This is a genomic window from Pseudoduganella lutea (assembly GCF_004209755.1).
GTDB classification, from domain to species: Bacteria; Pseudomonadota; Gammaproteobacteria; order Burkholderiales; family Burkholderiaceae_D; genus Rugamonas; species Rugamonas lutea.
In genome coordinates this window covers 2,054,603-2,081,411 of sequence record NZ_CP035913.1, presented here as the reverse complement: position 1 = coordinate 2,081,411, position 26,809 = coordinate 2,054,603, and the positions used below count along the sequence as shown (strand labels likewise).

General features: G+C 64.3%; 26 protein-coding genes and 1 riboswitch. Of the genes, 20 read left to right on the top strand and 6 right to left on the bottom strand.

Features of this window, described 5'->3' with window-relative positions:
* Positions 1-66 precede the first annotated feature (66 nt).
* Positions 67-2,445 (bottom strand): glycoside hydrolase family 31 protein, encoded by a 2,379-nt coding sequence (locus tag EWM63_RS08735; protein ID WP_207221263.1) that lies wholly within the window; start codon positions 2,443-2,445, stop codon positions 67-69.
* 254 nt (positions 2,446-2,699) lie between these two features.
* Here EWM63_RS08735 and dusB point away from each other — a divergent pair, with 254 nt between their 5' ends.
* The 9 genes from dusB (at position 2,700) to EWM63_RS08690 (ending at position 9,631) form a co-directional block, all read left to right on the top strand.
* Positions 2,700-3,716 carry a tRNA dihydrouridine synthase DusB gene (gene dusB / locus EWM63_RS08730; RefSeq protein WP_130186183.1) on the top strand — a complete coding sequence of 339 codons (1,017 nt, stop codon included), beginning with the start codon at positions 2,700-2,702 and terminating at the stop codon, positions 3,714-3,716.
* Positions 3,717-3,758: 42 nt separating this feature from the next.
* Entirely contained in the window at positions 3,759-3,992 is a 234-nt protein-coding gene (locus tag EWM63_RS08725; protein ID WP_130186182.1) for a helix-turn-helix domain-containing protein, read from the top strand.
* 93 nt (positions 3,993-4,085) lie between these two features.
* Entirely contained in the window at positions 4,086-5,672 is a 1,587-nt protein-coding gene (gene purH / locus EWM63_RS08720; protein ID WP_130186181.1) for a bifunctional phosphoribosylaminoimidazolecarboxamide formyltransferase/IMP cyclohydrolase, read from the top strand.
* A 196-nt stretch (positions 5,673-5,868) separates the two neighbouring features.
* A complete protein-coding gene (ruvC, locus tag EWM63_RS08715; protein WP_130186180.1) occupies positions 5,869-6,399 on the top strand; it encodes a crossover junction endodeoxyribonuclease RuvC in 531 nt (176 codons plus the stop codon).
* Positions 6,400-6,430: 31 nt separating this feature from the next.
* A complete protein-coding gene (gene ruvA, locus EWM63_RS08710) occupies positions 6,431-7,012 on the top strand; it encodes a Holliday junction branch migration protein RuvA (RefSeq protein WP_130186179.1) in 582 nt (193 codons plus the stop codon).
* A gap of 15 nt (positions 7,013-7,027) precedes the next feature.
* On the top strand, positions 7,028-8,077 hold the full coding sequence (gene ruvB, locus EWM63_RS08705; protein ID WP_130186178.1) for a Holliday junction branch migration DNA helicase RuvB: 1,050 nt from the start codon (positions 7,028-7,030) through the stop codon (positions 8,075-8,077).
* A 7-nt stretch (positions 8,078-8,084) separates the two neighbouring features.
* On the top strand, positions 8,085-8,537 hold the full coding sequence (locus tag EWM63_RS08700) for a YaiI/YqxD family protein (protein ID WP_130186177.1): 453 nt from the start codon (positions 8,085-8,087) through the stop codon (positions 8,535-8,537).
* A gap of 88 nt (positions 8,538-8,625) precedes the next feature.
* The gene (locus EWM63_RS08695) at positions 8,626-9,387 is read left to right on the top strand and encodes a glutaminyl-peptide cyclotransferase (RefSeq protein WP_130186176.1); all 762 of its coding nucleotides are present in this window, start codon (positions 8,626-8,628) and stop codon (positions 9,385-9,387) included.
* A gap of 46 nt (positions 9,388-9,433) precedes the next feature.
* Complete coding sequence (locus tag EWM63_RS08690) at positions 9,434-9,631, top strand: hypothetical protein (RefSeq protein ID WP_130186175.1); 198 nt, start codon at positions 9,434-9,436, stop codon at positions 9,629-9,631.
* A gap of 243 nt (positions 9,632-9,874) precedes the next feature.
* Here the strand turns inward: EWM63_RS08690 and EWM63_RS08685 are convergent, their stop codons facing one another.
* The 3 genes from EWM63_RS08685 to EWM63_RS08675 all read right to left on the bottom strand — a co-directional run bounded on the left by EWM63_RS08685 (position 9,875) and on the right by EWM63_RS08675 (position 14,020).
* On the bottom strand, positions 9,875-10,570 hold the full coding sequence (locus EWM63_RS08685) for a PEP-CTERM sorting domain-containing protein (RefSeq protein ID WP_165390786.1): 696 nt from the start codon (positions 10,568-10,570) through the stop codon (positions 9,875-9,877).
* Positions 10,571-10,667: 97 nt separating this feature from the next.
* Entirely contained in the window at positions 10,668-11,117 is a 450-nt protein-coding gene (locus EWM63_RS08680; protein ID WP_130186173.1) for a DUF2147 domain-containing protein, read from the bottom strand.
* A 101-nt stretch (positions 11,118-11,218) separates the two neighbouring features.
* A complete protein-coding gene (locus EWM63_RS08675; RefSeq protein WP_130186172.1) occupies positions 11,219-14,020 on the bottom strand; it encodes a valine--tRNA ligase in 2,802 nt (933 codons plus the stop codon).
* 270 nt (positions 14,021-14,290) lie between these two features.
* Here EWM63_RS08675 and EWM63_RS08670 point away from each other — a divergent pair, with 270 nt between their 5' ends.
* Positions 14,291-15,718, top strand: a complete 1,428-nt coding sequence (locus EWM63_RS08670) for a DUF4214 domain-containing protein (RefSeq protein ID WP_165390784.1) — start codon at positions 14,291-14,293, stop codon at positions 15,716-15,718.
* Between the two features lie 22 nt (positions 15,719-15,740).
* Here EWM63_RS08670 and EWM63_RS08665 read toward each other — a convergent pair whose 3' ends face one another.
* Together EWM63_RS08665 and EWM63_RS08660 are read right to left on the bottom strand one after the other, a co-directional pair.
* Positions 15,741-17,345, bottom strand: a complete 1,605-nt coding sequence (locus EWM63_RS08665) for a methyl-accepting chemotaxis protein (RefSeq protein WP_130186170.1) — start codon at positions 17,343-17,345, stop codon at positions 15,741-15,743.
* A 199-nt stretch (positions 17,346-17,544) separates the two neighbouring features.
* Positions 17,545-18,216, bottom strand: coding sequence for a hypothetical protein (locus tag EWM63_RS08660; protein ID WP_130186169.1), 672 nt, complete (start codon positions 18,214-18,216; stop codon positions 17,545-17,547).
* Between the two features lie 96 nt (positions 18,217-18,312).
* A riboswitch (TPP riboswitch) is annotated at positions 18,313-18,419 on the top strand.
* A 66-nt stretch (positions 18,420-18,485) separates the two neighbouring features.
* Between EWM63_RS08660 and thiC the strand changes: the two genes are divergently transcribed.
* From thiC to EWM63_RS08610, 10 genes are all read left to right on the top strand, one after another.
* Positions 18,486-20,366 (top strand): phosphomethylpyrimidine synthase ThiC, encoded by a 1,881-nt coding sequence (gene thiC / locus EWM63_RS08655; protein ID WP_130186168.1) that lies wholly within the window; start codon positions 18,486-18,488, stop codon positions 20,364-20,366.
* 88 nt (positions 20,367-20,454) lie between these two features.
* Positions 20,455-20,655, top strand: a complete 201-nt coding sequence (gene thiS, locus EWM63_RS08650; RefSeq protein ID WP_130186167.1) for a sulfur carrier protein ThiS — start codon at positions 20,455-20,457, stop codon at positions 20,653-20,655.
* A gap of 16 nt (positions 20,656-20,671) precedes the next feature.
* Entirely contained in the window at positions 20,672-21,463 is a 792-nt protein-coding gene (locus EWM63_RS08645) for a thiazole synthase (RefSeq protein WP_130186166.1), read from the top strand.
* A 52-nt stretch (positions 21,464-21,515) separates the two neighbouring features.
* Positions 21,516-22,319 (top strand): bifunctional hydroxymethylpyrimidine kinase/phosphomethylpyrimidine kinase, encoded by an 804-nt coding sequence (gene thiD / locus EWM63_RS08640; RefSeq protein ID WP_130186165.1) that lies wholly within the window; start codon positions 21,516-21,518, stop codon positions 22,317-22,319.
* 15 nt (positions 22,320-22,334) lie between these two features.
* Positions 22,335-22,949: a thiamine phosphate synthase gene (thiE, locus tag EWM63_RS08635; protein ID WP_130186164.1), complete on the top strand. Its 615-nt coding sequence runs from the start codon at positions 22,335-22,337 to the stop codon at positions 22,947-22,949.
* A gap of 139 nt (positions 22,950-23,088) precedes the next feature.
* Positions 23,089-23,718, top strand: a complete 630-nt coding sequence (locus EWM63_RS08630) for an ANTAR domain-containing response regulator (protein WP_130186163.1) — start codon at positions 23,089-23,091, stop codon at positions 23,716-23,718.
* 262 nt (positions 23,719-23,980) lie between these two features.
* Positions 23,981-24,385: a response regulator gene (locus tag EWM63_RS08625; RefSeq protein ID WP_165390783.1), complete on the top strand. Its 405-nt coding sequence runs from the start codon at positions 23,981-23,983 to the stop codon at positions 24,383-24,385.
* A 67-nt stretch (positions 24,386-24,452) separates the two neighbouring features.
* The gene (locus EWM63_RS08620; protein ID WP_130186161.1) at positions 24,453-25,559 is read left to right on the top strand and encodes an S-(hydroxymethyl)glutathione dehydrogenase/class III alcohol dehydrogenase; all 1,107 of its coding nucleotides are present in this window, start codon (positions 24,453-24,455) and stop codon (positions 25,557-25,559) included.
* Positions 25,560-25,637: 78 nt separating this feature from the next.
* Positions 25,638-25,826 carry a hypothetical protein gene (locus EWM63_RS08615; RefSeq protein ID WP_130186160.1) on the top strand — a complete coding sequence of 63 codons (189 nt, stop codon included), beginning with the start codon at positions 25,638-25,640 and terminating at the stop codon, positions 25,824-25,826.
* Between the two features lie 36 nt (positions 25,827-25,862).
* Positions 25,863-26,600 carry a DUF6338 family protein gene (locus tag EWM63_RS08610; RefSeq protein WP_130186159.1) on the top strand — a complete coding sequence of 246 codons (738 nt, stop codon included), beginning with the start codon at positions 25,863-25,865 and terminating at the stop codon, positions 26,598-26,600.
* Positions 26,601-26,809 lie beyond the last annotated feature (209 nt).

The window sequence follows — 26,809 nt, the reverse complement described above, 5'->3', positions numbered from 1 at the left end:
GTCCACAGGGCAGTGCGCCCTGTAAGTTTCCTTAAAACAGGGGTACGTCCCCTGTTTTGCTTCCGGTTATCGTCCGATGACTTTCACGAGCTTCGGTGCCGTGGCGGCAAAGCCGGAAGGGCCGCCGTTGGCGCTCAGCTTGCCGTCGGACTGCTTCCAGCGCAGCTTGCCGCTGACCACGCCCTTGCTCTTTTCATAGTCGTACGACAGCCCGTCGTCGTCGTACAGCGTGAATTCAGCGTCGCTGCCCGGGAAGACGAGGATCTGCTCGATCGCCTGCTTGCTGGCGGTCGATTGCACGGCGGCGCCCAGCGGCACGATCGAGCCGGCTTTCACGAACAGCGGGATCTGGTCGATCGGCGCGGCCACCTTGACCCACTGGCCGCCGGCCAGCTTCTCGTTGGTCCACCAGTTGTACCAGTCGGTGCCGGCCGGCAGGTAGACGTTTTTCTCCGTTTGCCCCTGTTCCGTCACCGGTGCCACGAGGAATGCCGGGCCGAACATGTATTGCGTGCCGATGTTCGCCACGTTCGGATCGGTGCCGAAGTCCATCCACAACGGGCGCATGAACGGCGCGCCCGTGTCGTAGGTCATCTTGGCCTGGCTGTAGATGTAGGGGATCAGCTGGTAGCGCAGCGCGTTGAATTTGGCCATGACTGCCTCGGCCTGCTTGCCGAAGGACCACAGTTCCGCTTCCTTGCGCGAGCCATGCAGGCGCAGCGTGGGCGTGAACGTGCCGTACTGGAACCAGCGGGTGTGCAATTCCGGGTAATCGTGGTTCTGGCCCACGACGTTGCGCGCATCCGAGGGATCGAGCAGCGGTGCCCTGGTCGCTTCCGTCGTCTGCGGCAGGTTTTGCCAGCCACCGATATCGTTGCCCCAGTAGGCGATGCCCGATGCCGTCATGTTCAGGCCCGCGGGGATCTGGCGCGCCAGCGCTTCCCACGTGGACTTGATGTCCGACGACCAGAACAGCGCCCCCGTGCGCTGCGAACCGAGATAGGCGGCGCGCGACAGGATCAGCACGCGGCGGTTCGGCTTCCACGCGCGCATGCCCTCGGCGAACCCTTCCGTATGCACGAGCGGATACAGGTTGCGGTAACGGTCGCCGGTGCCGATCGCATAACGGAACCCGTCCGGCACCAGGTCCGGCTCGGTCTCGTCGAGCCACGGGTAGTCGAAACCGTGCGAGAGCACGTTGTCGCGCACCTTTTCAAAGAACCACTTGCGCGCGGCCGGGTTCGTGGAATCGATCAGGCCGCCCGTGCGGTCCGAGCGGAACGGCAGGCCATCCTGCGTCTTGCCATCCTTGTCCTTCAGCAGGTAGCCCTTGGCATCGAGCTCGTTGAAGTAGCGGCCGGCCGTCTCGAAGCGGGGCCAGACCGAGATGATCGACTGCATGCCCATATCGTGCAACTGCTTGTTCATGCCATCCGGGTCCGGGAATTGCGCCGGATCGATGTCGAGCTGGCCCATCCGCGTCCAGTAGAACCAGTCGACCACCATGATGTCCAGCGGGTAGCGCTTCTCGCGGTAGGTCTTGGCGATGCGCAGCACCTGGTCCTGGCTGTCGTAGCGTGCTTTCGACTGGATCAGGCCGAACGCGGCCTTGGGTGGGATCGGCGTCTTGCCCGTCAGCCGCGCGTAGCCGGAATACAATTCGTCGGCATTCTTGCCGGTGATGATGAAGAAGCTGACCCGTTCGCCCACGTTCGACTGAAAACGGGTACTGCCCAGCACGCCGGCGGAAAAGCGCGTGGCCGACGGGTTGTCCCACACGATGCCATAGCCCTTCGACGACACCATGAACGGCACGCACACGGTTTCGCCGCCCGGCGCGTCGTACCAGTGCTTGCAGTCGAGCGTGCGGCCGCGCAGGTCCAGCCCGGACAGCGACTCCTGGTTCTGGCCCATGCCGTAGTAGTGCTCGTCGGCTGGCGCATGAAATTCCGCACCCACCTGGTAAGTCTTTTCTTCATTGACGGTCTGCGGCGACATTTCCCAGCCCGTCATCTTCAGGATCTGCTGGCCCTGCGCATTGCGCACCTCGAGCCCCACCGGCGCCAGCGACGGCGCGAAGTATTTCTGGCTTTGCGTGGGAATCGACGGCACGGCGGTCGGGTTGATCCGCAGCGTCATGCCGCTGGAAGCAAACGTATCGCCATCGGCGGCGGCGCGGTGCTGGAAGGGCTTGTTGTCGGCATGCTGCGCGATGATTCCGTGACCCGGGCCCTTCAGTACCTCGGCCTTGTCCACCGCGATCGTGACGTGCACGATATTCGGACCGTAGGCTTCCACTGCAACGAAGGCACCGTTGCGATCGAGTGTCACCAGCGGTGCGGCGGCGGCAGCGCCGGCACCGGCGAGCAGAAAGGCGGAAGCGATGGCCGCGGCCACCCGGGTAGGAGCGCAGCCGGCACTGCGGCGCGCTGTCGGGATCATCATGCAGGTCTCCTGAATGTTATGTAACACGCCATTGTTAGCGCTATCGCGATGATCGGGCAGCATTGGTCCCATGTCAACACCTGCGGTCCGGCCAATTCAACGCACACCCGTCCGAAAAATTTCCTTCTATAACTCCTTGTTTCATAACCGGAAAGCTGCACACCTGGTGTTTTAATACAGATTCGTGCGTATTAAATGAGCAGTGCTTGGGTTAGAATTGCGGGTTCCTCCAGCAAGTCTTCATTGATACCCAAGTGCAAATCGGCCCCTATCAGCTGCGCAATAACGTCTTCGTCGCTCCCATGGCGGGCGTAACCGATCGTCCGTTCCGCCAACTCTGCAAGGAACTCGGCGCCGGCTATGCCGTTTCCGAAATGGCGGCGGCCAACCCGCGCGTGTGGGCCAGCGAAAAGAGCTCGCGCCGCACCGACCACGTGGGGGAGATGGAGCCGAAGGCCGTGCAGATCGCGGGTTCCGATCCGCAGGAACTGGCCGATTGCGCGAAGTTCAACGTGGACAAGGGCGCCCAGATCATCGACATCAACATGGGCTGCCCCGTGAAAAAGGTATGCAACAACTGGTGCGGCTCGGCGCTGCTGCAGTTCGAGGACCTGGTTGAAAAGATCCTGCATGCCGTGGTGGGCGCGGTCGATGTGCCGGTCACGCTGAAATTCCGTACCGGCTGGGACCGCGAAAACAAGAACGCGCTGAACATCGCCCGCATCGCGGAGGAAGCCGGCATCCAGATGCTTACCTTGCATGGCCGCACCCGCGCCGACGGCTACAAGGGCGACGCGGAATACGACACCATCGCCGCCGTGAAGGCCGCCGTGAAGATCCCGGTGGTGGCCAACGGCGACATCGTCACGCCTGAAAAGGCCCGCTACGTGCTGGACGCAACCGGCGCGGACGCGGTCATGGTCGGCCGCGCCGCCCAGGGCCGCCCATGGATCTTCCGCGAGATCGATCATTACCTGCGCACGGGCACCCACCTGCCGCCGCCGCTGGTGGCCGAAGTGCGCAAGCTGATGGACGAACACCTGCGTGCCCATTACGCCTTCTATGGCGAATACCTGGGCGTGCGCACCGCGCGCAAGCATATCGGCTGGTATGTGCGCGACCTCCCGGGCGGGGAGGATTTCCGGCAGGAGATGAACCGTCTCGAGTCCACCGTCGAACAATTGCGCGCCGTGGACAGCTTCTTCGAATCCCAGTGGAAGCATGGCGAGCGGTTACAATACCGCCTCGCCGAAGACATGCTGGCTGCCTGACTTGGCGCCAGATCGGCAAATTATTTCGTTAAATAGAAGAACATGAGCAAAGAAAGTATCCAGGAAGTTGTCACGAAGAGCCTCGAAGAGTATTTCAACGACCTGGGCGAACAGCAACCGTCGAACATCTACGACATGGTCGTGATGACCGTCGAAAAACCGATCCTGCAAGTGGTGATGCACCGCGCCGATGGCAACCAGTCCCATGCGGCGCAAATGCTGGGCATCAACCGCAATACGCTGCGCAAGAAATTGCAGGAGCACGGCCTGCTGTAAGGCTTTTCGTCCGGCCCGGGATCGAGTGGCTGTGACCGGCCACCCGTGCCGGCGGCTGCTCGACAACAAGAATTTTCAACCTGGACCACAGCCATGATCAAACAAGCTCTCATCTCCGTTTCCGACAAGACCGGCGTTCTGGATTTCGCCCGTGCCCTGTCGGCGATGGGCGTCAACCTCCTGTCCACCGGCGGCACCGCCAAGCTGCTGCAGGAAAACGGCCTGGCCGTGACCGAAGTGGCCGATTACACCGGCTTCCCGGAAATGCTGGATGGCCGCGTGAAGACGCTGCACCCGAAAGTCCACGGCGGCATCCTGGCCCGTCGCGATTTTCCGGAGCACATGGCCAAGCTCGATGAACATGGCATTCCCACGATCGACATGGTGGTCGTGAACCTGTACCCGTTCCAGGCCACGGTGGCCAAGGATGACTGCACGCTGGACGATGCGATCGAGAACATCGACATCGGTGGCCCGGCCATGCTGCGCTCCGCGGCCAAGAACCACAAGGATGTCGTCGTGATCTGCGATCCGTCCGACTACGGCCAGATCCTGGCCGAGATGAAGACCACGGACAATTCGCCTGGCTACATCAGCTACGAAACCCGCTTCAACCTGGCCAAGAAGGTATACGCGCACACGGCCGCCTACGATGGCGCGATCACGAACTACCTGTCCAGCCTGGGCCCGGACCGTTCGCATGCCAACCGCGGCGCCTACCCGCAAACGCTGAACGTGGCCTTTGAAAAAGTGCAGGACATGCGCTACGGCGAAAACCCGCACCAGGGCGCCGCGTTCTACCGCGACACGAAAGCCGTGCCGGGCGCGCTGGCGAACTACCGCCAGCTGCAGGGCAAGGAACTGTCGTTCAACAATATCGCCGATGCCGACGCGGCCTGGGAATGCGTGAAGAGCTTCACGGGCATGGACCAGCCGGCGGCCTGCGTGATCGTCAAGCACGCCAACCCGTGCGGCGTGGCGCTGGGCGGCTCCGCAGTCGAAGCCTACGGCCGCGCGCTGCAGACCGACCCGACGTCGGCATTCGGCGGCATCATCGCCTTCAACGTGGAAGTCGACGCCGCCGCCGCCACCGAGCTGGCCAAGCTGTTCGTCGAAGTGCTGATCGCACCGTCGTTCACGGATGAAGCCAAAAAGATCATGTCGGCGAAGCAGAACGTGCGCCTGCTGGAAATCGCCCTGGGCTCGGGTGTCAACACGTTCGACTTCAAGCGCGTGGGCGGCGGCCTGCTGGTGCAGTCGGCCGACTCGAAGAACGTGCTGCTGGCCGACACCCGCGTGGTGACGAAGAAGCAGCCGACCCCGCAGCAGCTGGCCGACCTGATGTTCGCGTGGAAGGTGGCGAAGTATGTGAAATCGAATGCGATCGTCTTCTGCGGCAATAACATGACCTTGGGTGTGGGCGCCGGCCAGATGAGCCGCATCGACTCCGCACGCATCGCCTCGATCAAGGCGCAGAACGCCGGGCTGGCGCTGGCCGGTTCCGTCGTCGCTTCCGACGCATTCTTCCCGTTCCGCGACGGCCTGGATGTCGTCGTGGACGCCGGCGCGACCTGCGTGATCCAGCCGGGCGGCTCGATGCGCGACCAGGAAGTCATCGACGCGGCCGACGAGCGCGGCGTGGTGATGCTGTACACGGGCACGCGCCACTTCCGTCACTGATCACGGCCGAGCCCGTGTCCACTTTGGGGGCACCGTAGGGTCAACCCCAAAAGTGGACACGGGCTCAACAATGTTACCGATGACCTCGTGTCCGAAAATGAGCCTGACCCCATGGTGGACACGAACTCGGCAGTAATGCTGCACCATACAGCGCCCGCGTCTAGCGGGCGCTTTCTTTCCTGCATATAATCCTTTAATGATCATTCTCGGCATCGACCCCGGCCTGCGCACCACCGGCTTTGGCGTCATCCACAAGCAGGGCACGAAGCTGCGATACATCGCCTCCGGTACCATCAAGAGCGGCGACGGGGACCTGCCCACGCGCCTGAAGGTCATCCTCGACGGCGTCATGGAACTCACGGCCACGTATCAGCCGGACTGCGCCGCCATCGAGCAGGTCTACGTCAACGTCAATCCGCAATCCACGCTGCTGCTGGGGCAGGCGCGGGGCGCCGCCATCTGCGGGCTCGTGAGCGGGGCGCTGTCGGTGGCCGAGTATTCGCCCACCCAGATCAAGCAGGCCGTGACCGGCTCGGGCAGGGCGGTGAAGGAGCAGATGCAGATGATGGTGGCGCGGCTGCTGGCATTGCCCGGCCTGCCGGGCACCGATGCGGCCGATGCGCTCGGGGTCGCGATCTGCCACGCCAATTCCCACGACACGCTGGCGGCCATCGCCGCCACGGGCATGACCCAACTGCACATGAAGCGCGGCCGCCTGGTCGGCTAAACTTCACTAACCACAATTCCAAGGCTTCGCCATGATCGGACGTCTCTCCGGTGTTCTGCTTGAAAAAAATCCGCCGCAACTGCTGATCGACGTGGGCGGCGTCGGCTACGAAGTCGACGTGCCGATGAGCACCTTCTACAACCTGCCGCACACGGGCGAGCGCGTGACCTTGTTCACCCATTTGACCGTGCGCGAGGATGCGCACCTGCTGTATGGCTTCGGCCATGCGGAAGAACGCGTCGTCTTCCGGCAACTGATTAAAATCAGCGGCATCGGCGCGCGCATGGCGCTGGCGATCCTGTCCGGCATGTCGATCGCCGATTTGTCGCAGGCCGTCACGCGCCAGGAGGCCGGGCGCCTCGTGAAGATTCCCGGCATCGGCAAGAAGACGGCCGAGCGCCTGCTGCTGGAACTGAAGGGCAAACTGGGCGCGGACCTGGGCGCCGTCGGCGGCATCGCCGCCGTGCCGGATGCGCAGACCGATATCCTGAACGCGCTGATCGCACTCGGGTATTCGGACAAGGAAGCGCTGCTGGCGCTGAAGACCGTGCCGGCCGGTGCCTCGGTATCCGATGGCATCAAGCAGGCGCTGAAGGCGCTGTCGAAGGGTTGAGTGGGAAACTAGGCAATGAGCATCCAGACCGATAGCTTTACCGAACAGCGCATCATCGATGCCGCCCCTTCGTCGCCGAACGAGGAAGCGATCGAACGCGCGCTGCGCCCCAAGCTGCTCGACGAATACGTGGGCCAGCAAAAGATCCGCAACCAGCTCGAGATCTTCATCTCCGCCGCGCGGGGGCGCAGCGAGGCGCTCGACCACACGCTGCTGTTCGGCCCGCCCGGTCTCGGCAAGACCACGCTGGCCAACATCATCGCCCGCGAAATGGGCGTGAACCTGCGCCAGACTTCCGGCCCTGTGCTGGAACGTCCGGGCGACCTGGCCGCGCTGCTGACCAACCTCGAAGCCAACGACGTGCTGTTCATCGACGAGATCCACCGCCTGTCGCCGGTCGTCGAGGAAATCCTGTACCCGGCGCTCGAGGATTACCAGATCGACATCATGATCGGCGAGGGGCCGGCCGCCCGCTCGGTGAAACTGGACCTGCAGCCCTTCACGCTGGTCGGCGCCACCACGCGCGCCGGCATGCTGACCAATCCCTTGCGCGACCGCTTCGGCATCGTGGCGCGCCTGGAGTTCTACACGACCGAGGAGCTGGCGAAGATCGTGCTGCGCAGCGCATCGCTGCTGAAGGCGAACATCGACGAGACGGGCGCCCTGGAAATCGCCCGCCGCGCCCGCGGCACGCCCCGTATCGCCAACCGCCTGCTGCGCCGCGTGCGCGACTACGCCGAAGTGAAAAGCAATGGCGACATCACGAAGGATGTCGCCGATGCGGCGCTCGTCATGCTCGATGTCGACACGGTCGGCTTCGACGTGATGGACCGCAAGCTGCTCGAAGCGGTGCTGTACAAGTTCAACGGCGGCCCGGTCGGCATCGGCAACCTGGCCGCGGCGATCGGCGAGGCCGCCGACACGATCGAGGACGTGCTGGAACCCTACCTGATCCAGCAGGGCTACCTGCAGCGCACGCCGCGCGGCCGGGTGGCCACGCCGGCCGCCTACGAGCACTTCGGGCTGAAGCCGCCGCGCGCCAGCCTCACCGGCGAACTGTGGTGACCCGCCGATGAAGATCTGGGTCGATGCCGACGCCTGCCCGGGCGCCGTGAAGGAAATCCTGTACCGCGTGGCTGACCGGGTGCAGGTCGACGTCACGCTGGTGGCCAACCAGCTGCTGCGGGTGCCGCCGTCGAAATACGTGCGCTCGGTGCAGGTGCCAAGCGGCTTCGACGTGGCCGACCGCGAGATCGTGCGCCTGGCCGAGCCGGGCGACCTGGTGATCACGGCTGACATTCCGCTGGCGGCGGATATACTGAAGAAAGGTGCCCACGCGCTCAATCCGCGCGGCGATTTCTATACCCCGGACAATATCGCGCAACAGCTGACGATGCGGGCCTTCATGGACGAACTGCGCGGCAGCGGCGTCGATACGGGCGGCCCGTCCGCGTATGGCCAGGCCGACCGCCAGCGCTTTGCCAATGCGCTCGACGGCCACCTGCGCCGCCATTTGCCGAAGTAGTTGATCCAGCACCTTGGCCAGCCTGGTGGCCCGACCAGGTTGCCGAACCAGTCATTCAACCAAGTCGAACCGAAAGCCGGAGGCTGACATGCTGACCAGGACCTTCCTTGCCGCGCTGGCGTTCGCCTGCAGCGCGATCGTGCAGGCCGCCGTTCCCGTCTACGGCTATGCCGTCAAGAACACCTATCCCCATGATACGGCCGCGTTCACCCAGGGCCTGTTCTACCGCGATGGCGTGCTGTACGAAAGCACCGGCCAGTACGGTGCCTCGTCGATCCGCAAGGTCGAACTGGAAACGGGCGCGGTGCTGCAAAAGCATGATCTGCCGGCGAATTATTTCGGCGAGGGCATCGCGCCGTTCGGCGAACGCATCTACAGCCTCACGTGGACCAACGAGCAGGGCTTCATCTTCGACATCGACACGTTCGAGCAGGTGGGCTCGTTCGGCTACCAGGGCCAGGGCTGGGGCCTCACAAGCGATGGCAAGCTGCTGTACATGAGCGATGGCACGGCCTTCATCCGCGTGCTCGATCCGGCCACGATGGGCGTACTGCGCCGCATCCGCGTCACGGCCGACGGCATTCCTGTCGGGCAGCTCAACGAACTCGAATGGGTGGGCAACGAGATCTTCGCGAACATCTGGCAGACCGACCGGATCGCCCGCATCGATCCCGTCACCGGCAACGTGCGCGGCTGGATCGATCTCACCGGGCTGGACGAGCTGGCCGGCGTGGCGCCCGGTGCGGACAATGTCCTGAACGGCATCGCCTGGGACAGCACGAACCGGCGCCTGTTCGTCACCGGCAAGCGGTGGCCGAAGCTGTTCGAGATCCGGCTCAATAAAAAATAACCATACCAGGACACTTCAAAGGGAAACGGAGCCACAGTCGATGTGCGTGAAAAGCGGCTACGGCGAGCAGGGCATCGTCACCGTGCAGGCCGCGGGCCAGCCGGAAGGCGCCACGCGCAAGCCCGGCCGTGGCAATTTGTCACGGCCGCCTTACAAATTTCGGGCAATCTCGCTGAATCTTTGCGCGGGGCTGGCCGGCATAATTCAGTCCATGAAGAATTCATCGGCATGCCGGTCGCACTGAAGGGGCGACAGCATCCGGTGAAACGGCGCCAGGTACAGCGGCAGGACCGAGCTGGCCGGCGCACACCGATTGGAGCGTACCCTGCAAGCAGCTCCACTGAACGCTACGGGACAAGGCGAACCATATCGCCGCCGGGCGCAAAGGCCTGCGTTGCCAGTGGAGGGTACTGTTCCGCCAGCGCCAAGTGGCAGGAAGTGTTGTAATTTGGGGGGCTTCGGCCCCCCGTTTTTTTGACGCTTGCCGTTACTTCAGCTTGGCCGCGCGGCGACGCCAGCAGACGATGCCGAGGCCGGCGAGAAGCATGGCGTACGTGCCGGGTTCAGGGACGCTGGACACCACCGAGAGCGATGTGATGTCACCGCGAAACAGCAGTGATTGATACCCACCCGTGGTGAAGTAGCCGTAGCTGTACTGGAAGGTGCCGGCAAGACTGGCGAACTCGGAGCTCGGCAATGCCGTACCGTCCAGGGTATCGGCCGAAGGGGCTTGCAGGGACAGGGAAACGGCCGAGGAAAACACCGGGTTATAGCTGTAGGTGTAGCCGACGAGATGGACACTATCCGGAGAATATGCCGGGTCGCGGCTGTCGGTCACGCGAATGTAGCTGGAACCTGTGTTGGAAACCTGGCTGTAGCCGGTCTTGTCGAACTGCACGAAGCTCGTGGTCGCGGCGTTGTAGCCGTATTGCGCCTCCGCTGCCAGGCCATAGTCACTCTCCAGCACCGGCACCTGCTCGCTGTCGAACGTGAAGCGGCCGGTGACGGTGTCGCCGATGACGATCAGGTTGCCGTTTGCGGTGGCCGAGGAAAAGAACTGTTCCGGGAAGCCACCGTCGCTGATGGTGCCGATCGTGGCAGTGTATTGCAAGGTGTATTGCGTGGCGTGGGCAGTGCTGCCAAAGGCCAGCCCGGCAGCAAGGATGCAAAGCGTCTTTTTCATGAAGTGGTATTCCCTGGATATTGTTTTAATAAGTTGGCAATTGGACCACATCATTTAAGAAAATTCAAAAAATGTCGGGCGGCGGTTGAACCAGGTATCACTCCTGCCGGACCCAGATCTGCGACCGTCCCAGCATCGGCACACCGATATACCCGCGCACCTCGAGCTTGCGTCCACCCTCCACCAGCTGCATCTTGCTTTTATAAACCTTGCCGTTTTCCGGATCGAGGATCGTTCCACCGGCATAGCCGTCGCCATCCTTCTTCATGCCGTCGATGATCGACAGTCCGACGATCGGCCGACCCTTGTCGCCGCCTTCGCACTTGTCGCAGATCGGATGCTGGTCCTGCCCCGCGGCGCGATACAGTCTTTCGATGCGACCCTGCAGCACGCCGTTCGATTCGCTGATGCGGATATCGGCCTTCGGCTTGCCGGTCTGGTCGTCGATGTTTCTCCACAGGCCCACGGCGGAAGTGTTGTCGGCAAAGGCGGGCAGGGCGGCAAGCTGAAAGGTGGAAAGCAGGGCGGTGAACAACAGGGCACGCATTGGAAGTCTCCTTGGAATGATTATGCGGGCAGTGTAGCGCAGCGCGATAAAAAAGCCGGAGCGGGCGAACCCGGTCCGGCTTTGCATGTGGCGAGAAAAACTTACGCGGCCGGCAGCTTGGCGAACTGCTCGCGCAGTTTGTCGAGCGTGGCGGAGAACGTGGCGACACGTTCCTGTTCCTGCGCCACCACGGCGGCGGGCGCACGGGCCACGAAGCTTTCCGACGACAGCTTGCCGGCAGCCTTGGCCACTTCGCCTTCCAGGCGTGCGATTTCCTTCGACAGGCGCTCGCGCTCGGCCTTCACGTCGATCTCCACCTTCAGCATCAGCTTCGTGGTGCCCACCACGGACACGGCGGCCGGCGATTCCGGCAGCGCGTCCATGATCTGCACCTCGGACAGCTTGCCCAGCATTTGCACATACGGTGCGAAGGCGGTGATCTTGTCCTTGTCGGCAGCGGTGGTTTCCACGATCAGCGGCACGCGAACGGATGGCGACAGCTTCATTTCGCCGCGCAGGTTGCGCGTTGCATCCGTCATGGCTTTCAGCTCGCCGATCCAGGCTTCGGCCGCCGTGTCGATGGCTGCTTCATTGGCGATCGGGTAAGGCTGCACCATGATCGACTTGCCTTCGGTGTCGCCCTTGCCCGCCAATGGCGCGACGGTCTGCCACAGCTGTTCGGTCACGAACGGAATGACTGGGTGCGCCATGCGCAGCACCACTTCCAGCACGCGCAACAGCGTGTTGCGGGTGGCGCGCTGCTGGCCTTCGGTGCCTTGCTGGACCTGCACCTTGGCCAGTTCAAGGTACCAGTCGCAGTACTCGTCCCACACGAACTTGTAGATTGCCGTGGCGATGTTGTCGAAGCGGTAGTCGGCGAAGCCCTTGGCCACTTCCTGCTCTGTGCGGTTGAGCAGCGACACGATCCACTTGTCGGCCTGCGACAGGTCGGCATCGCTGGCGCTGCAGTCCTTGCCTTCGGTATTCATCAGCACGAAGCGGGTAGCGTTCCACAGCTTGTTGCAGAAGTTGCGATAGCCTTCGGCGCGACCCAGGTCGAAGTTGATGTTGCGGCCCAGCGAGGCATAGCTGGCCATCGTGAAGCGCACCGCGTCGGTGCCGTAGGCGGCGATCCCTTCGGGGAATTCCTTGCGCGTGGCCTTGGCGATTTTTTCCGCGGCCTTAGGATTCATCAGGCCCGTCGTGCGCTTGGCGACCAGTTCCTCGAGGCCGATGCCGTCGATCAGGTCGATCGGGTCGAGCGTGTTGCCCTTCGATTTCGACATCTTCTGGCCCTGCGAGTCGCGCACCAGGCCATGCACGTACACGGTCTCGAACGGCACCTTCCCGGTGAAGTGGGCGGTCATCATCACCATCCGGGCGACCCAGAAGAAGATGATGTCGAAGCCCGTCACCAGCACGGAGGAGGGCAGGAAGGCCTTCAGGTCAGGGGTTTCTTGCGGCCAGCCCAGCGTGGAGAACGGTACCAGCGCGGAGGAGAACCACGTGTCCAGCACGTCGCTGTCGCGGCGCAGCGTGCCGGTGCCGCCGGCGGCCTGCTGCTTCGCGAGCGCTTCCTCTTCGGTGCGCGCAACGAAGATGTTGCCGGCTTCGTCGTACCATGCGGGTATCTGGTGGCCCCACCACAGCTGGCGCGAGATGCACCAGTCCTGGATGTTGTTCAGCCACTGGTTGTACGTGGTGGTCCAGTTTTCCGGCACGAATTTGATTTCGCCCGATGCGACCTTTTCCAGCGCCACGTCGGTGATCGACTTGCCCGGATTGAACGTGCCTTCGGGCGCCGGCTTGCTCATGGCCACGAACCACTGGTCCGTCAGCATCGGCTCGATGACGACGCCCGTGCGGTCGCCGCGCGGCACCATCAGCTTGTGCGGCTTGACCTGCTCCAGCAGGCCTTGCGCTTCCAGGTCGGCCACGATCTGCTTGCGCGCGGCGAAGCGGTCCAGGCCACGGTAGGCTTCCGGCGCGGTATCGGCAACCTTCGCATCCAGCGTGAGGATCGACGGCATGTCAAGGTTGTGGCGCTGGCCCACCGCGTAGTCGTTGAAGTCGTGCGCCGGCGTGATCTTCACGCAGCCGGTGCCGAACGCCTTGTCCACGTACGAGTCGGCGATGATCGGGATGTCGCGGCCCACCAGCGGCAGGGTCAGCATCTTGCCGACGAGGGCTTCATAGCGCTCGTCGGTCGGGTCCACGGCCACGGCCACGTCGCCCAGCATCGTTTCGGGGCGGGTTGTGGCAACCGTCAGCGAACCGCTGCCGTCGGCCAGCGGGTACTTGATGTACCACATCGAGCCGTCTTCCTCTTCCGACACCACTTCCAGGTCGGAGACGGCGGTGCCCAGCACCGGATCCCAGTTCACCAGACGCTTGCCGCGGTAGATCAGGCCCTGTTCGAACAGGCGCACGAACACTTCCGAGACGACCTTCGAGCGCGGTTCGTCCATCGTGAAGTATTCGCGGTTCCAGTCCGGCGAAGTACCCAGGCGGCGCATCTGGCCTGTGATCGTGGAGCCGGATTTTTCCTTCCACTCCCAGACTTTTTCGACGAACTTTTCGCGGCCCAGGTCATGGCGCGAGATCTTTTGCGCATCGAGCTGGCGCTCCACCACGATCTGCGTGGCGATGCCGGCGTGGTCGGTTCCCGGAATCCAGGCCGTGTTGTGGCCCAGCATGCGGTGGTAGCGCGTCAGGCCATCCATGATCGTCTGGTTGAACGCGTGGCCCATGTGCAGCGTGCCGGTCACATTGGGCGGTGGCAGCTGGATGCTGAAGGAGGGCTGCGAAAGGTCCATCGAAGCGGCGTAGTAACCGCGCTTCTCCCATTCGCTGCGCCAGAACTGTTCAATGTCGGCAGGCTCGAAAGACTTGGCTAATTCCATGATCCGGGATGTGTGATTTTGGCGAAAACGACCATTATAAAGGAGCAGGCCGGCAGGTAGGCAGCGGCGGTCCGGCCCGCCGGGCCGCCGCTGCCGCAGGAAATCCCGGTCGTGCGTCGATACCACACTGCCAGGAAACGTTGCTTGCTGTAGTGGCAATGGCTCGCTATGCTGCCGGCTGAGTTGTCCGATAATCCGCGAGCGGCATGCCACGCATGCGTGCCGCCGACGATCCACCACCACCACCGTCATCACACTTCAGGAATCACAGTGAGCACCATCGATTTCAAATGGTCCGCGGCAGCCGCCCAGCTGCATGCGCATGGCCAGTCCCGCCTTGAAACGGCGCTCGGCAACGCCATCGACAGCCTGCTGCCCACCGACAGCGACGTGGCACGCGCCACGTTCGATATCGGCGGCTCGGCACTGACGGCCTATCTCGGCAACGGCGCAACGCTGGCGGTCGGCGGCCTTGGCCTTGGCCTTGGCCTTGGCCAGTCGGTCATCACTGCCGACAACCTGCACCTGTATCGCGCTGGCGTGGGCAGCATCGAGCTGCCAGGCCAGTATGCGATCCGCTATGCGCTGGTGAACGGCGCGCCGCAGATCCAGGGCTTCACGGGCCAGGTATCCAGCGTGGCCATCACGTCGCAATGGCAGCCCGGTTCGGCCGGCTACGACGCGGCGATCGGCAACGTGTCGGTGCGCGCCACCGGCTCGCTGGCGCTGGACGAAAGCCTGGCCGTTCGCGGCCGGTTGACCGAGCTGGCGTTTTCCACCACGTCGGGCATCATGCAGGGTTCCGTGCAGGGCGATTTCGTCGCGGGCGGGCAGGGCGACTTCTCGTCGGCCACCGTCACCGCGGCGAATTTCAGCTATGCGGACGGCAGCTTCCTGCGGGCCGGCGACGCCCGCATCGACGCGTCGGACCTGACCCTGTCCGGCGTCGCCGCGGCGCTGGGCAACGCGGCCAATTTCGGCGGCGACGACGTGTTCAACCTCGACGTGGCCACGTCGGACATACTTCCCATGATCGACTCGGGCTACGGCAATGACCGCATCGTGCTGACCGGTGGCGCGGACTTCAACGTCGCCACGGGGGCAGGCGACGACGTGGTCACGCTGCTGAAGGGGCGCAGCTCGATCCAGGGCGGCGACGGGTTCGATACCGCCGTCATCGCCGGCAAGCAGGCCGATTTCTCGGCGAGCCAGATGGGCACCTGGAATGTCTTCATCGGGGTCGGGTCGAACGAGGGCCACAGTGCCAGCCTGCAAAGCGTCGAGCGCGTGCTGTTCGACGACGGCGCCGTGGCCTTCGACATCGATGGCCACGCCGGCCAGGCCTACCGCCTGTACACGGCCGCACTGGGCCGGGCCCCCGATGCGGCGGGATTGGGCTACTGGGTGTCGGTGCTCGATTCGGGCGCCTCGTTGCGCGACGTGGCGAATGGCTTCGTGGCGGGTGACGAATTTGCCTCGCTCGTGGTCGGGGCAGACAGCACGACCTTCCTGGTCAAACTCTACGGCAACATCCTGCACCGCGCGCCCGACACGTCCGGGCTGCAATACTGGCAAGGCATTCTCGATGGCGGCGGCGACCGCGCGGAGGTCGTGGCGGCGTTCTCCGAAAGCACCGAGAACCAGGCGCAGGTGATCGCCGACATCCAGCACGGCATCGCCTACACGCCGTACGGGTAACGCCTTCTCGCCGGGCTGGCGCTTACGCCGTCAGCCGCGAGGCTGTGCGCGCCGCGGAGCGGCCGTGCTGCTGGCCCTGCACCTTGAACACGGCGATGGCCTGCGCCACGCCGCGCGTCTGCTGTACCAGTTCGCCGGCGGCGGCGGCGGCCTGTTCGACCAATGCGGCGTTCTGCTGCGTGATGTCGTCGATCGACGCGACGGCCTCGTTGACCTGGCCGATGCCCATGCTCTGCTCCGAGGCCGTGTTGGAAATCTCGTTCATCACCTGTTTCACCTGAGCGACCGAGGCGATGATTTCGGCCATGATCGCGCCGGCGCTGCTGGTCAGCTGCGTGCCGGCATCCACCTTGTGGATCGACTGGTCGATCAGCGTCTTGATTTCCTTCGCGGCCGCAGCGGAACGCTGGGCCAGCGCGCGCACTTCCGATGCGACGACGGCGAAGCCGCGGCCCTGTTCACCCGCGCGGGCCGCTTCCACGGCCGCGTTCAGCGCCAGGATATTGGTCTGGAAGGCGATGCCGTCGATGATGCCGATAATGTCGAGGACGCGGTGCGACGAGGCACTGATGCCTTCCATCGTGGTGACCACCTGCGCGACCACGTCGCCACCCTGGCCGGCCATTTCCGACGCACGCACGGCCAGCCGGTCGGCATCGGACACGTTGGTGGCGCTTTGCCGCACGGTGGAATTGAGCTCTTCCATGCTGGCCGCGGTTTCCTGCAGGCTCGATGCCTGCGATTCCGTGCGGCCCGACAGGTCCATGTTGCCGCTGGCGATCTCGCTCGTGGCCCGTTCGATCTGGGCGAAGTTGCTGCGCACGTCGCCGATGATGCTGCGCAGGTTGATGGTCGTCTGGCGCAGCGCGGCCAGCAGTTCGCCGGCTTCGTCGTCGCGTGCCACGTCGATCGTCGCGGTCAGGTCGCCGCCGGCCATCTGCCGCGCCAGCGAAGTAGCCGTGCGCAGCGGCGTGGCGATCGAGTCGTGCAAGCTCCAGCCCAGGTACAGCGAGGCCAGTGCCGCCAGCGTGGCGACCGTGCCCAGTGCATTGCTGCCGTGGCCAAACAGGCTCGCCGCGCAAGCCCCCAGCACCACGGCCGGCAACGCGCCGGCGAGCACCAGGCGGGCCGACAGTGACAGGCGCATGGCGGCCATCACGCGATGCAGCGGGCCATCCGCCACCACCTTGCCGCGGCGGATGCGCAGGCCCTGCGCCTTGCCATCCTTGAATGCGGCGTAGGCCTTCGTTGCCTCGGCAACCATCTCGCGGCTTGGCCGCGTGCGCACCGACATGTAGCCGACCGGCTTGCCGTTTTCGATCACCGGCGTAACGTTCGCCATCACCCAGTAGAAGTCGCCATTCTTGCAGCGGTTCTTGACCATGCCCGTCCAGGGAAAGCCGCGGCGGATCGCATCCCACATGTCGGCGAACGCCTCGGCCGGCATGTCCGGATGGCGCAGGATATTCTGCGGCGCGCCGATCAGCTCTTCCTCCGTGAACCCGGAAATATCGATGAAATACGGATTCGCGTAGGTGATGTTGCCTTGCAAGTCCGTCGTGGAAACGATGGTCTTGCCTTCTTCGAGGAGGATTTCGTGGCCGGTGACAGGGAGATTGTTCCGCATGTTCGCTCGCTTTCTTGTCTGTTCTGATAAGGGATGCCGGTATCGGCACGCGTCGCGCTGGCTGGGAGACGGGTTGTGATGCGGCTGGCATCGATGGCGGCTGGGACAGGGCCGCCGGAAGTCGATTGCAAGCTTATCAGAGAGAAGTGGCAAAGAACAGTGAAATGTATCCCTGGAGCAACAGTGTGGTCCGTTAGCGCTAACGCCGTGGACCTGGGCAGGTCACGCTCCACGGCAGCAGCTCGTTGCGGGTGCGCCGCACGGCAACGCGGGCTTCGCCGGCGATATCGTTCTCGAAGACCAGCACGGGCAAGCCATCCTTGCCACGGTCGAGGCCGGTAAGCCGGTAACCGCGCGAACGCGACGGTGCGCAGGACGTGTTCCCCGCCATCAGCAGGCGGGCGCTGCCGAGGATGGCCGGATGGTTCTGGAGCAGCATCAGGATATCCATCTCGGCCAGCGGCTGGGACAGCCGTACCGGCGTGTCCGGCTGGGCACCGCACTGGGGCTGGTGGTAGATCCACACGAGTGTCTGCGGCGGACCGGCTTCGCGCCAGCGCGCCGCCTTGCCGGCACGCGGATCGTATTCGTAGACGGCGCGCGGCTGGCGGCACAGCGGCAGTACCGCGCGCTGCGCGGGGCCGTCGACGGTGGCCGTCACGCGGCGCTTGCCGCGTTTTCCGCGTTTCCCTCCCTCGAGCGTCACATTGAACTGCGGCCGCAGCAGGCCGCGGCTTTCCTGCTGCTGGATGTTGTACCAGTCGAAGAACGACGCCTGCTCCTCCGGCGTGGCCGTCCTGGACTCCGGGGCCGCAGCCACCGCGCCCGCCTGCATCGCTGCCGCCAGCACGGCGACCACCCATTTGTGCATCGTTATCCTTTCGTCGAGATACCGATTATAGGCGTTAGTGCTTGCAGTAAATGCACGGTTCATGCCTATAATGGCGCCGCTGCCTTCAACGGAGGCGGCAAACGCTAGGGGTCCTGCGCACGGCTACAGCCGCGCACTGGTGAGAAATACCCTCCGAACCTGATCTGGATAATGCCAGCGAAGGGAAGCACAAGGATCGTCGCACCCATGCCGCACGGCTGTGCACGTCCAGGTCTCCTTTGCTGGCTCCTGCCCAAAGGAGCCATAATATGAACGCCCATCAAAAATTTCTGGCCAGTACGGCCGAAGTCGACAGCGCCGCCATCGCGCCGCTGCCCAATTCCCGCAAGATCTACGTGACCGGCAGCCGCCCGGATATCCGCGTGCCGATGCGCGAAATCACCCAGGCCGACACCTCAGCCTCGTTCGGCCACGAAGTCAATCCGCCGGTGACGGTGTACGACACGTCGGGCCCGTATACGGATCCGGCAGTGCCGATCGACATCCGCGCCGGCCTGGCCTCGGTGCGTGCAACCTGGATCGCCGAGCGCGGCGATACCGAGGAACTGGCTGGCCCGACGTCCGACTACGGCAAGGCGCGCCTGGCCGATGCGTCGCTCGATGCGCTGCGCTTCGACCTGCACCGCACGCCGCGCTGCGCAAAAGCCGGCGCCTGCGTGACGCAGATGCATTACGCGCGCCGTGGCATCGTCACGCCCGAGATGGAATACGTGGCGATCCGCGAAAACATGCGCCGGCGCGAATACATCGACGCCATGCGGGCCGCGGGCCCGATGGGAACGAGGATGGCGGACCTGCTGGGCCGCCAGCACCGCGGCGAGTCGTTCGGCGCCGCCATCCCGCAGGAGATCACGGCCGAATTTGTGCGCGAGGAAATCGCCCGCGGCCGGGCGATCATTCCCGCCAACATCAACCACCCGGAACTGGAGCCGATGATCATTGGCCGCAATTTCCTTGTGAAGGTCAATGCCAATATCGGCAACTCCGCCGTCACGTCGTCGATCGGCGAGGAAGTCGAGAAAATGACGTGGGCGATCCGCTGGGGCGGCGACACGGTGATGGACCTGTCCACCGGCAAGCACATCCATGAAACACGCGAATGGATCGTGCGCAACAGCCCGGTCCCGATCGGCACGGTGCCGATCTACCAGGCGCTGGAAAAAGTGAATGGCAAGGCCGAGGACCTGACCTGGGAAATCTTCCGCGACACGCTGATCGAGCAGGCGGAGCAGGGCGTCGACTACTTCACGATCCACGCGGGCGTGCTGCTGCGCTACGTGCCGCTGACGGCCAACCGGCTGACCGGGATCGTGTCGCGCGGTGGCTCGATCATGGCCAAGTGGTGCCTGGCGCACCACAAGGAAAACTTCCTGTACACGCATTTCGAAGACATCTGCCAGATCATGAAGGCGTACGACGTGTCGTTCAGCCTGGGCGACGGCCTGCGCCCCGGCTCGATCTACGACGCCAACGATGATGCCCAGCTGGGCGAACTGAGGACGCTGGGCGAACTCACGCAGATCGCCTGGAAGCACGACGTGCAGGTGATGATCGAAGGCCCCGGCCACGTGCCGATGCAGCTGATCAAGGAGAACATGGACCTGCAGCTGGAACAATGTGGCGAGGCGCCGTTCTACACGCTCGGCCCCCTCACCACCGACATCGCGCCCGGCTACGACCACATCACCTCCGGCATCGGCGCCGCGCAGATCGGCTGGTACGGTACCGCCATGCTGTGCTACGTGACGCCGAAGGAGCACCTGGGCTTGCCGAACAAGGACGACGTCAAGGAAGGCATGATCACCTACAAGATCGCTGCCCACGCCGCCGACCTCGCCAAGGGCCACCCGGGCGCGCAGATCCGCGACAACGCGCTTTCCAAGGCGCGCTTTGAATTCCGCTGGGAAGACCAGTTCAACCTCGGCCTCGACCCGGACCGCGCCCGCGCCTTCCACGACGAAACGCTGCCGAAGGAATCGTCGAAGGTCGCCCACTTCTGCTCGATGTGCGGCCCGCATTTCTGCTCGATGAAGATCACCCAGGAAGTGCGCGAATACGCCGCCAGCGGCATGCAGGAAAAAGCCATCGAATTCGTCAAGACGGGCAGCCAGCTGTACCAGAAAGCGTAGCGCACCAACAACAGGGACAGTCCCCCTGGAGGGGACAGTCCCCTCCGGGGGACAGTCCCCAAGTTTTTTGCAACAGGTGGGATGAACAATGGAAATCATGCTGAACGGGGCGCCGCGCGCGTTGCCGCCGGGGCAGACCCTGGCGGAACTCATCGCGGCGCTGGAGCTGGAAGGCCAGGCGCTGGCGCTGGCCGTCAATCGCAGTGTCGTGCCGCGGCAACGCTGGGGCGAGATGGCGCTGAACGCGCAGGATCGCGTGGACATCGTCCGCGCCATCGGCGGTGGATGAACAAAGGAGACAGACAATGCAAACGAACGATGAAGACCTGCTCACCATCGCGGGCCGGCAATACCGCTCGCGCCTGCTGGTAGGCAGCGGCAAGTACCGCGACCTCGAGCAGACGCGTGCCGCCACCCTGGCGGCCGGCGCGGAAATCATCACGGTGGCGATCCGCCGTGTGAACATCGGCCAGGATCCCCATGCGCCGAACCTGCTGGACGTGGTGCCGCCGTCGGAATTCACGATCCTGCCCAACACGGCCGGCTGCTACACGGCGAAAGATGCGGTGTACACGCTGCAACTGGCGCGCGAGCTGCTCGATGGCCACAAGCTCGTCAAGCTCGAAGTGCTGGGCGACGAAAAGACGCTGTTCCCGAACATGCCAGAAACGCTGGTCGCCGCAAGGGAACTCGTGAAGGATGGCTTCGACGTGATGGTCTATTGCAGCGACGATCCAATCCAGGCGCGCATGCTGGAAGACATCGGCTGCGTGGCCGTGATGCCGCTGGCATCGCTGATCGGTTCCGGCATGGGCATCCTCAATCCGTGGAACCTGTCGCTGATCATCGAACAGGCCAATGTGCCGGTGCTGGTCGATGCCGGCGTGGGCACGGCATCGGATGCGGCGATCGCGATGGAACTCGGTTGCGACGGCGTGCTGATGAATACCGCCATTGCCGCCGCGCGCGACCCGGTGCGGATGGCGCGCGCGATGCGCCTGGCCGTGGAAGCGGGGCGCGATGCATACCTGGCCGGCCGCATGCCGCGCAAGTTCGCCGCGTCGCCGTCGTCGCCAATGGCCGGCCGGCTGGCGTGAAGGCCCCGGCCATGAAGATCGTCCACGAGTTTTCATCCATGAAGGTTCATCCATGAGCCATCGCCCCTGCGTGCTCGTCTTTGCCGGCGCCGACCCTTCGGGCGGTGCCGGCATTGCCGCCGATGTGGGTGCCATCGCGGCGCTCGATGCGCACCCGCTGCCCGTGATCACGGCGCTGACGGTGCAGGACAATAACCGGGTGCACGAAGTGCTGCCGGTCGAGCACGACGTGGTGATGCGGCAGGCCCTGGCCGTCGCCGCGGCCTTCCGTATCAGCGCCGTCAAGATCGGCATTCCAGGCAACCTGGAAAACGCCCAGGCGATCGCCCGCGTGATCATCGGCCTGCGCGAGGAAAACCCGGCGCTGCCGGTGGTGCTGGATCCGGTGCTGGCCAGCGGTAATGGCGACCAGCTGGGGCGCGGCAGCGCCATCGCCGCACTGGCGCCGCTGCTGCCGCTGACCACCGTGATCACGCCGAACGGCCCGGAGGCGGCTGCGCTGGCGAAGGCGCACCAGAAGGACATTCCGCCGCCATCGAGCGACGTGGCGGAACTGGCACATGCGCAGGTGCTGCGGCAGATCGGCTGCGAACACGTGCTCGTCACCGGCGGGCATGCCGGCGGCAATTCAGTCGTCAATCGCTGGATGGGCCCTGCGCGGCAGCAGAACTGGCACTGGCCACGGCTGGATGGCGCATTCCATGGCAGCGGCTGCACGCTGGCGGCGGCGATCGCCGCGCTGCTGGCCCAGGGATGCCCGGTCGCGCAGGCGCTTGCCCGGGCCCAGGCCTATACCCACCGCACGCTGGAAGCCTCGTACGCGATCGCGACCGGCCAGCGCATACCGTTGCGCTAATACAGGAGAATTCGAATGCACGGACTTTATCTGGTTACTCCCGACTGGGACGATACCGCCGCGCTGCTGGCACGTACCGAGGCGGCACTGGGCGCCGGCGTGGCACTGCTGCAGTACCGGCACAAGACGGCCTCGCCGGAACTGCGGCGCGAACAGGCCACCGCGCTGCTGGCGCTGTGCCGCCGCCATGGCGTGCCGTTCATCGTCAACGATTTCGTCGATCTCGCCCGCGAGCTCGATGCCGATGGCGTGCACGTGGGCGGTACCGACGTGTCGGTGGCGCGGGCGCGCGACAGCGTGGGGCCGGCCAAGATCGTCGGGGCTTCGTGCTACGGCGACTTGCAGCTGGCTATCGATGCCGAACGGTCCGGTGCCAGCTACGTGGCGTTCGGCGGTTTCTATCCGTCGCGCGTCAAGCGCTATGCGGTAACGACGGCGCCTTCGATCGTCGAGAATGCCCGCGCCGCCGTGCGCGTGCCTTGCGTGGTCATTGGCGGCATGACGCCGGAAAACGCCGCGCCGCTGGTGGCGCGGGGCGCGCATATGGTGGCGGCAATCAGCAGCGTGTACGGGGCGCCGGACGTGGCCGCCGCCGTTGGCGCATTCGGTCAGCTTTTCACGCGGCGCTGACCGGCGCGCCGCCGGCAAGACGGTTGAATGTAATAAATGTGGTAGCCGGCCATCGCCGGTTCCGCATGACCGTGAATCCCCTTGCCGACGCATCAAACGCCCGTATAATCGGTTCAAGTTCATTGACCGATTGCCCGACATGCCCGCACCCGCCGCCGCAAAACGCCTGATCCTGATCGTCGACGACGACCAGCTCCTTGCCGAATTCCTCAGCGTGGTCCTGCGCAATGCCGGGTATGAAACAGTGCAGGCCCATTCAGCCGACCATGCGCTGCGCCTGGTGGCCGAGCGCGAGCCGGACATGGCGCTGCTCGATATCCACATGCCCGGCATGTCGGGCCTGGAGCTGGCCAAGCAGTTGAACCGGGAAACGTCGGTGCCGTTCATGTTCCTGTCCGGGCGCGGCGATGCCGATGCCGGCAAGCAGGCCGCCGCCTATGGCGCGGTCGGCTTCCTCGTCAAGCCGGTCGATGAAAAGCAGTTGATGCCGGCATTCGAGGCGGGGCTGGCCCGGGCGGATGAGATCCGCCAGTTGCGCCGCACCGAGCTGAACCTGAATGCGGCGCTGGCCGCGGGCCGTGAAACGAGCCTGGCCGTCGGGCTGCTGATGTGCAAATTCCAGACCGACCGCAATACCGCTTTCGAAGTGCTGCGTGACCATGCCCGCTCGAGCCGGCGCAAGGTCAACGAGGTGGCGGACCAGTTGCTTGCCGCCGAGGAAACATTGAACAGCCTGCATGGGGCGTTCAATGCCCGATTCAAGAAATAATTATTTCCACGAAGAACTAAGCTGGGTTACACTTCCTACAGTTGAGCTTCTTAAGGTGAAGCTTCTTCAGTGAAGCCACCTGCACTGAAGCTGTCTTATACGCACCGGTTGCGGTGCGGTTGTCAACGTTACGGCTGCCCCGCCACCGCGGCCGTGCATCAAACATCGGCCCAACTCCGCCGACTTGCATCCCGGATACCAATCGACCCCGCTCCCGCGGCGCATGGATCCAGGTCTTGCAGCATCCCCAGCGGAGAAGACGATGAACATGACCGACGCCCTCGAGGCTTTCAAGCCGATGGCCCCAGCGCCCCACGTGCTGCACGTGGATGCCGACGAGACCACTGCCCTGATCCTTGCCACCCTGCTGGTGCCGGAAGTTCGCGTCAGCCGCGTGGCGACGATGGCTGCGGCCGCGGCCCGGCTGGAAAACGAGCGATTCGACCTGATCATCGTGGATGCCGACCTGCCGGACGGTGACGGCCAGGTCCTGGTGGACGAGGTGCGCGCGCGGGGTTGCCATACCCCTGTGCTGCTGTACTCGGCGCGCCCGCCCAGCCTGCACCACCAGGCCCATGCCTACCTGCCCAAGCCATGGACGTCGCCGCGCCAGGTATGGCAGGCGGTTTGCCGGCTGCTGGAGCTCGATCTCGCCGCCGTGCGCTAGCGCTGGCAACCCGGCATTTCTTCGTTTGCTATCATGGCGGTTTTACTACCTCCGAGGAACGCGAACGATGAAAACCAGGGCAGCAGTGGCATGGCAGGCGGGCGCTCCGCTGACGATCGAAGAGGTCGAGCTGGGCGGTCCAAGGGAAGGCGAAGTCCTTGTCGAAATCAAGGCCACCGGCATTTGCCACACTGATTACTACACGCTGTCCGGCGCCGATCCGGAAGGCATTTTCCCCGCCATCCTCGGCCATGAGGGCGCCGGCGTCGTCGTCGACGTGGGCCCGGGGGTGAAAAGCCTGAAGAAGGATGACCACGTCATTCCGCTGTACACGCCGGAATGCCGGCAGTGCAAGTTCTGCCTGTCGCAAAAGACCAACCTGTGCCAGGCGATCCGCTCCACGCAGGGCCGCGGCCTGATGCCGGATGCAACGAGCCGCTTCTCCCTCGACGGCAAGCCCATTTTCCACTACATGGGCACGTCCACCTTCTCGAACTACATCGTGGTGCCGGAAATCGCGCTGGCGAAGATCCGCGAGGATGCGCCGTTCGACAAGGTTTGCTACATCGGTTGCGGCGTCACCACCGGCGTGGGGGCCGTGCTGTTTACCGCCAAGGTGGAGGCGGGCGCCAACGTGGTCGTGTTCGGCCTGGGCGGCATCGGCCTGAACGTGATCCAGGCGGCGAAGATGGTGGGCGCGGACAAGATCATCGGCGTCGACATCAACCCGGGCCGCGAAGCGATGGCGCGCCAGTTCGGCATGACGCATTTCATCAACCCGAACGATGTCGAGAACGTCGTCGACACGATCATCCAGTTGACCGATGGCGGCGCCGACTACAGCTTCGAGTGCGTGGGCAATACCACGCTGATGCGCCAGGCGCTCGAATGCTGCCACAAGGGCTGGGGCAAGTCGATCATCATCGGCGTGGCGGCGGCCGGTCAGGAAATCTCGACCCGGCCATTCCAGCTGGTGACGGGCCGGGAATGGAAGGGGTCCGCGTTCGGCGGCGCGCGCGGCCGCACCGATGTGCCGAAGATCGTCGACTGGTACATGGACGGCAAGCTCAACATCGACGACCTGATCACCCACAAGCTGTCGCTGGATCAGATCAACGAAGGGTTCGACCTGATGAAGAAGGGCGAGTCGATCCGCTCGGTGGTGATGTACTGACCGGTTCCGGCCGGCGCCTGTGCGGCTCGACCGCAACAGGCGCCATGGCCGGCCCTGAAATGTGGCATAGTGGCGGTTATGAAAGCGCTCAAAAGCCAGCTTGCGTCGGAAGTCCTTGCCGATCCGGTCGCCCGGAAGCACCTGCGTGAAATCCTCACCCGCGGTGCCTCCAATGGGGCGCCCCCCAGCGAGTTCGAGTTTCGCCGGCCCAACGGCGAAACGGTCAAGATCAGCCCCAGGATCGTTCCGAAGGCCAAGGCTGCCTGACCAGGCCGTCCCACCCGCCAGGAGACCGTTCCCCTCATGAACGTAGCCCTGCCTGCGCTCATCGTCTTTCTCGTCCTTCTCCCCGGTTTCATCTTCCGCATCCGCTTCAAGCGGGTCGAACGCACTTCCCTTGATTTTTCCCCTTTCGGCCGGATCGCGGCCGGTGCCGTCATGTCGGCCGCGGTCGCCCACGTGGCGTGGCTGACGCTGTCCTACCTGCTGTTCGGCCAGCGTTTCGACCCCCTCGTGCTGATGCAACTGCTGTCATCGGCCCCCGCCAGCCAGATCGAGGCAGCCCGCGCGGTGGCGGATGATTTCGACTGGATCGCCGCCTATTTCGTCACCCTGCTGTTTGCCTCGTTCGTCGTGCCGATGCTGCTGCGCGTGGCAATCACCCGGTATCGGCTCGACCGGGCCGCGTCGCCGCTGCGCGCCATGTTGCGCTTCCATGAAGCGCCCTGGTACTACCTGCTCACGGGAGCCGATTTCGGCGAGGACGACGCGCCCGATTTCGTGATCGTCGCGGCGATCGTCGAAGTGGGCAAGGAAGCGGTGCTGTACACGGGGGTGCTGGATAATTTCTACTTCGACTCGGAAGGGCAGCTCGACCGGCTGGTGCTGCAGAACGTTGCGCGCAGGGCGCTGGCCAACGACAAGGATGCCGGCGGCGTGGTCGATGACGCCAGCCGCTTCTACCAGGTCGATGGCGATTCCTTCGTGCTGCGCTACAGTGAAATGATCACCCTGAACGTCCAGTACGTGCATCTCGGCTGAGCGGCCCAGGCCGCCCGGCCTGCCGTCTGTCACAAAACCCGACCGTGCCCGTTTCGCATTGACTATAGTGCAATGACCCGCCGCGATCTTATCTAGACAAAAAGTTCTAGACAAAATTTTCTACATAATTTACTCTCGTTCCCACTTCACGAGGAGCCGCCATGACGAAGAACGCCGACCGCTCTGCCATTGTTGCCCGCATCGGCGCG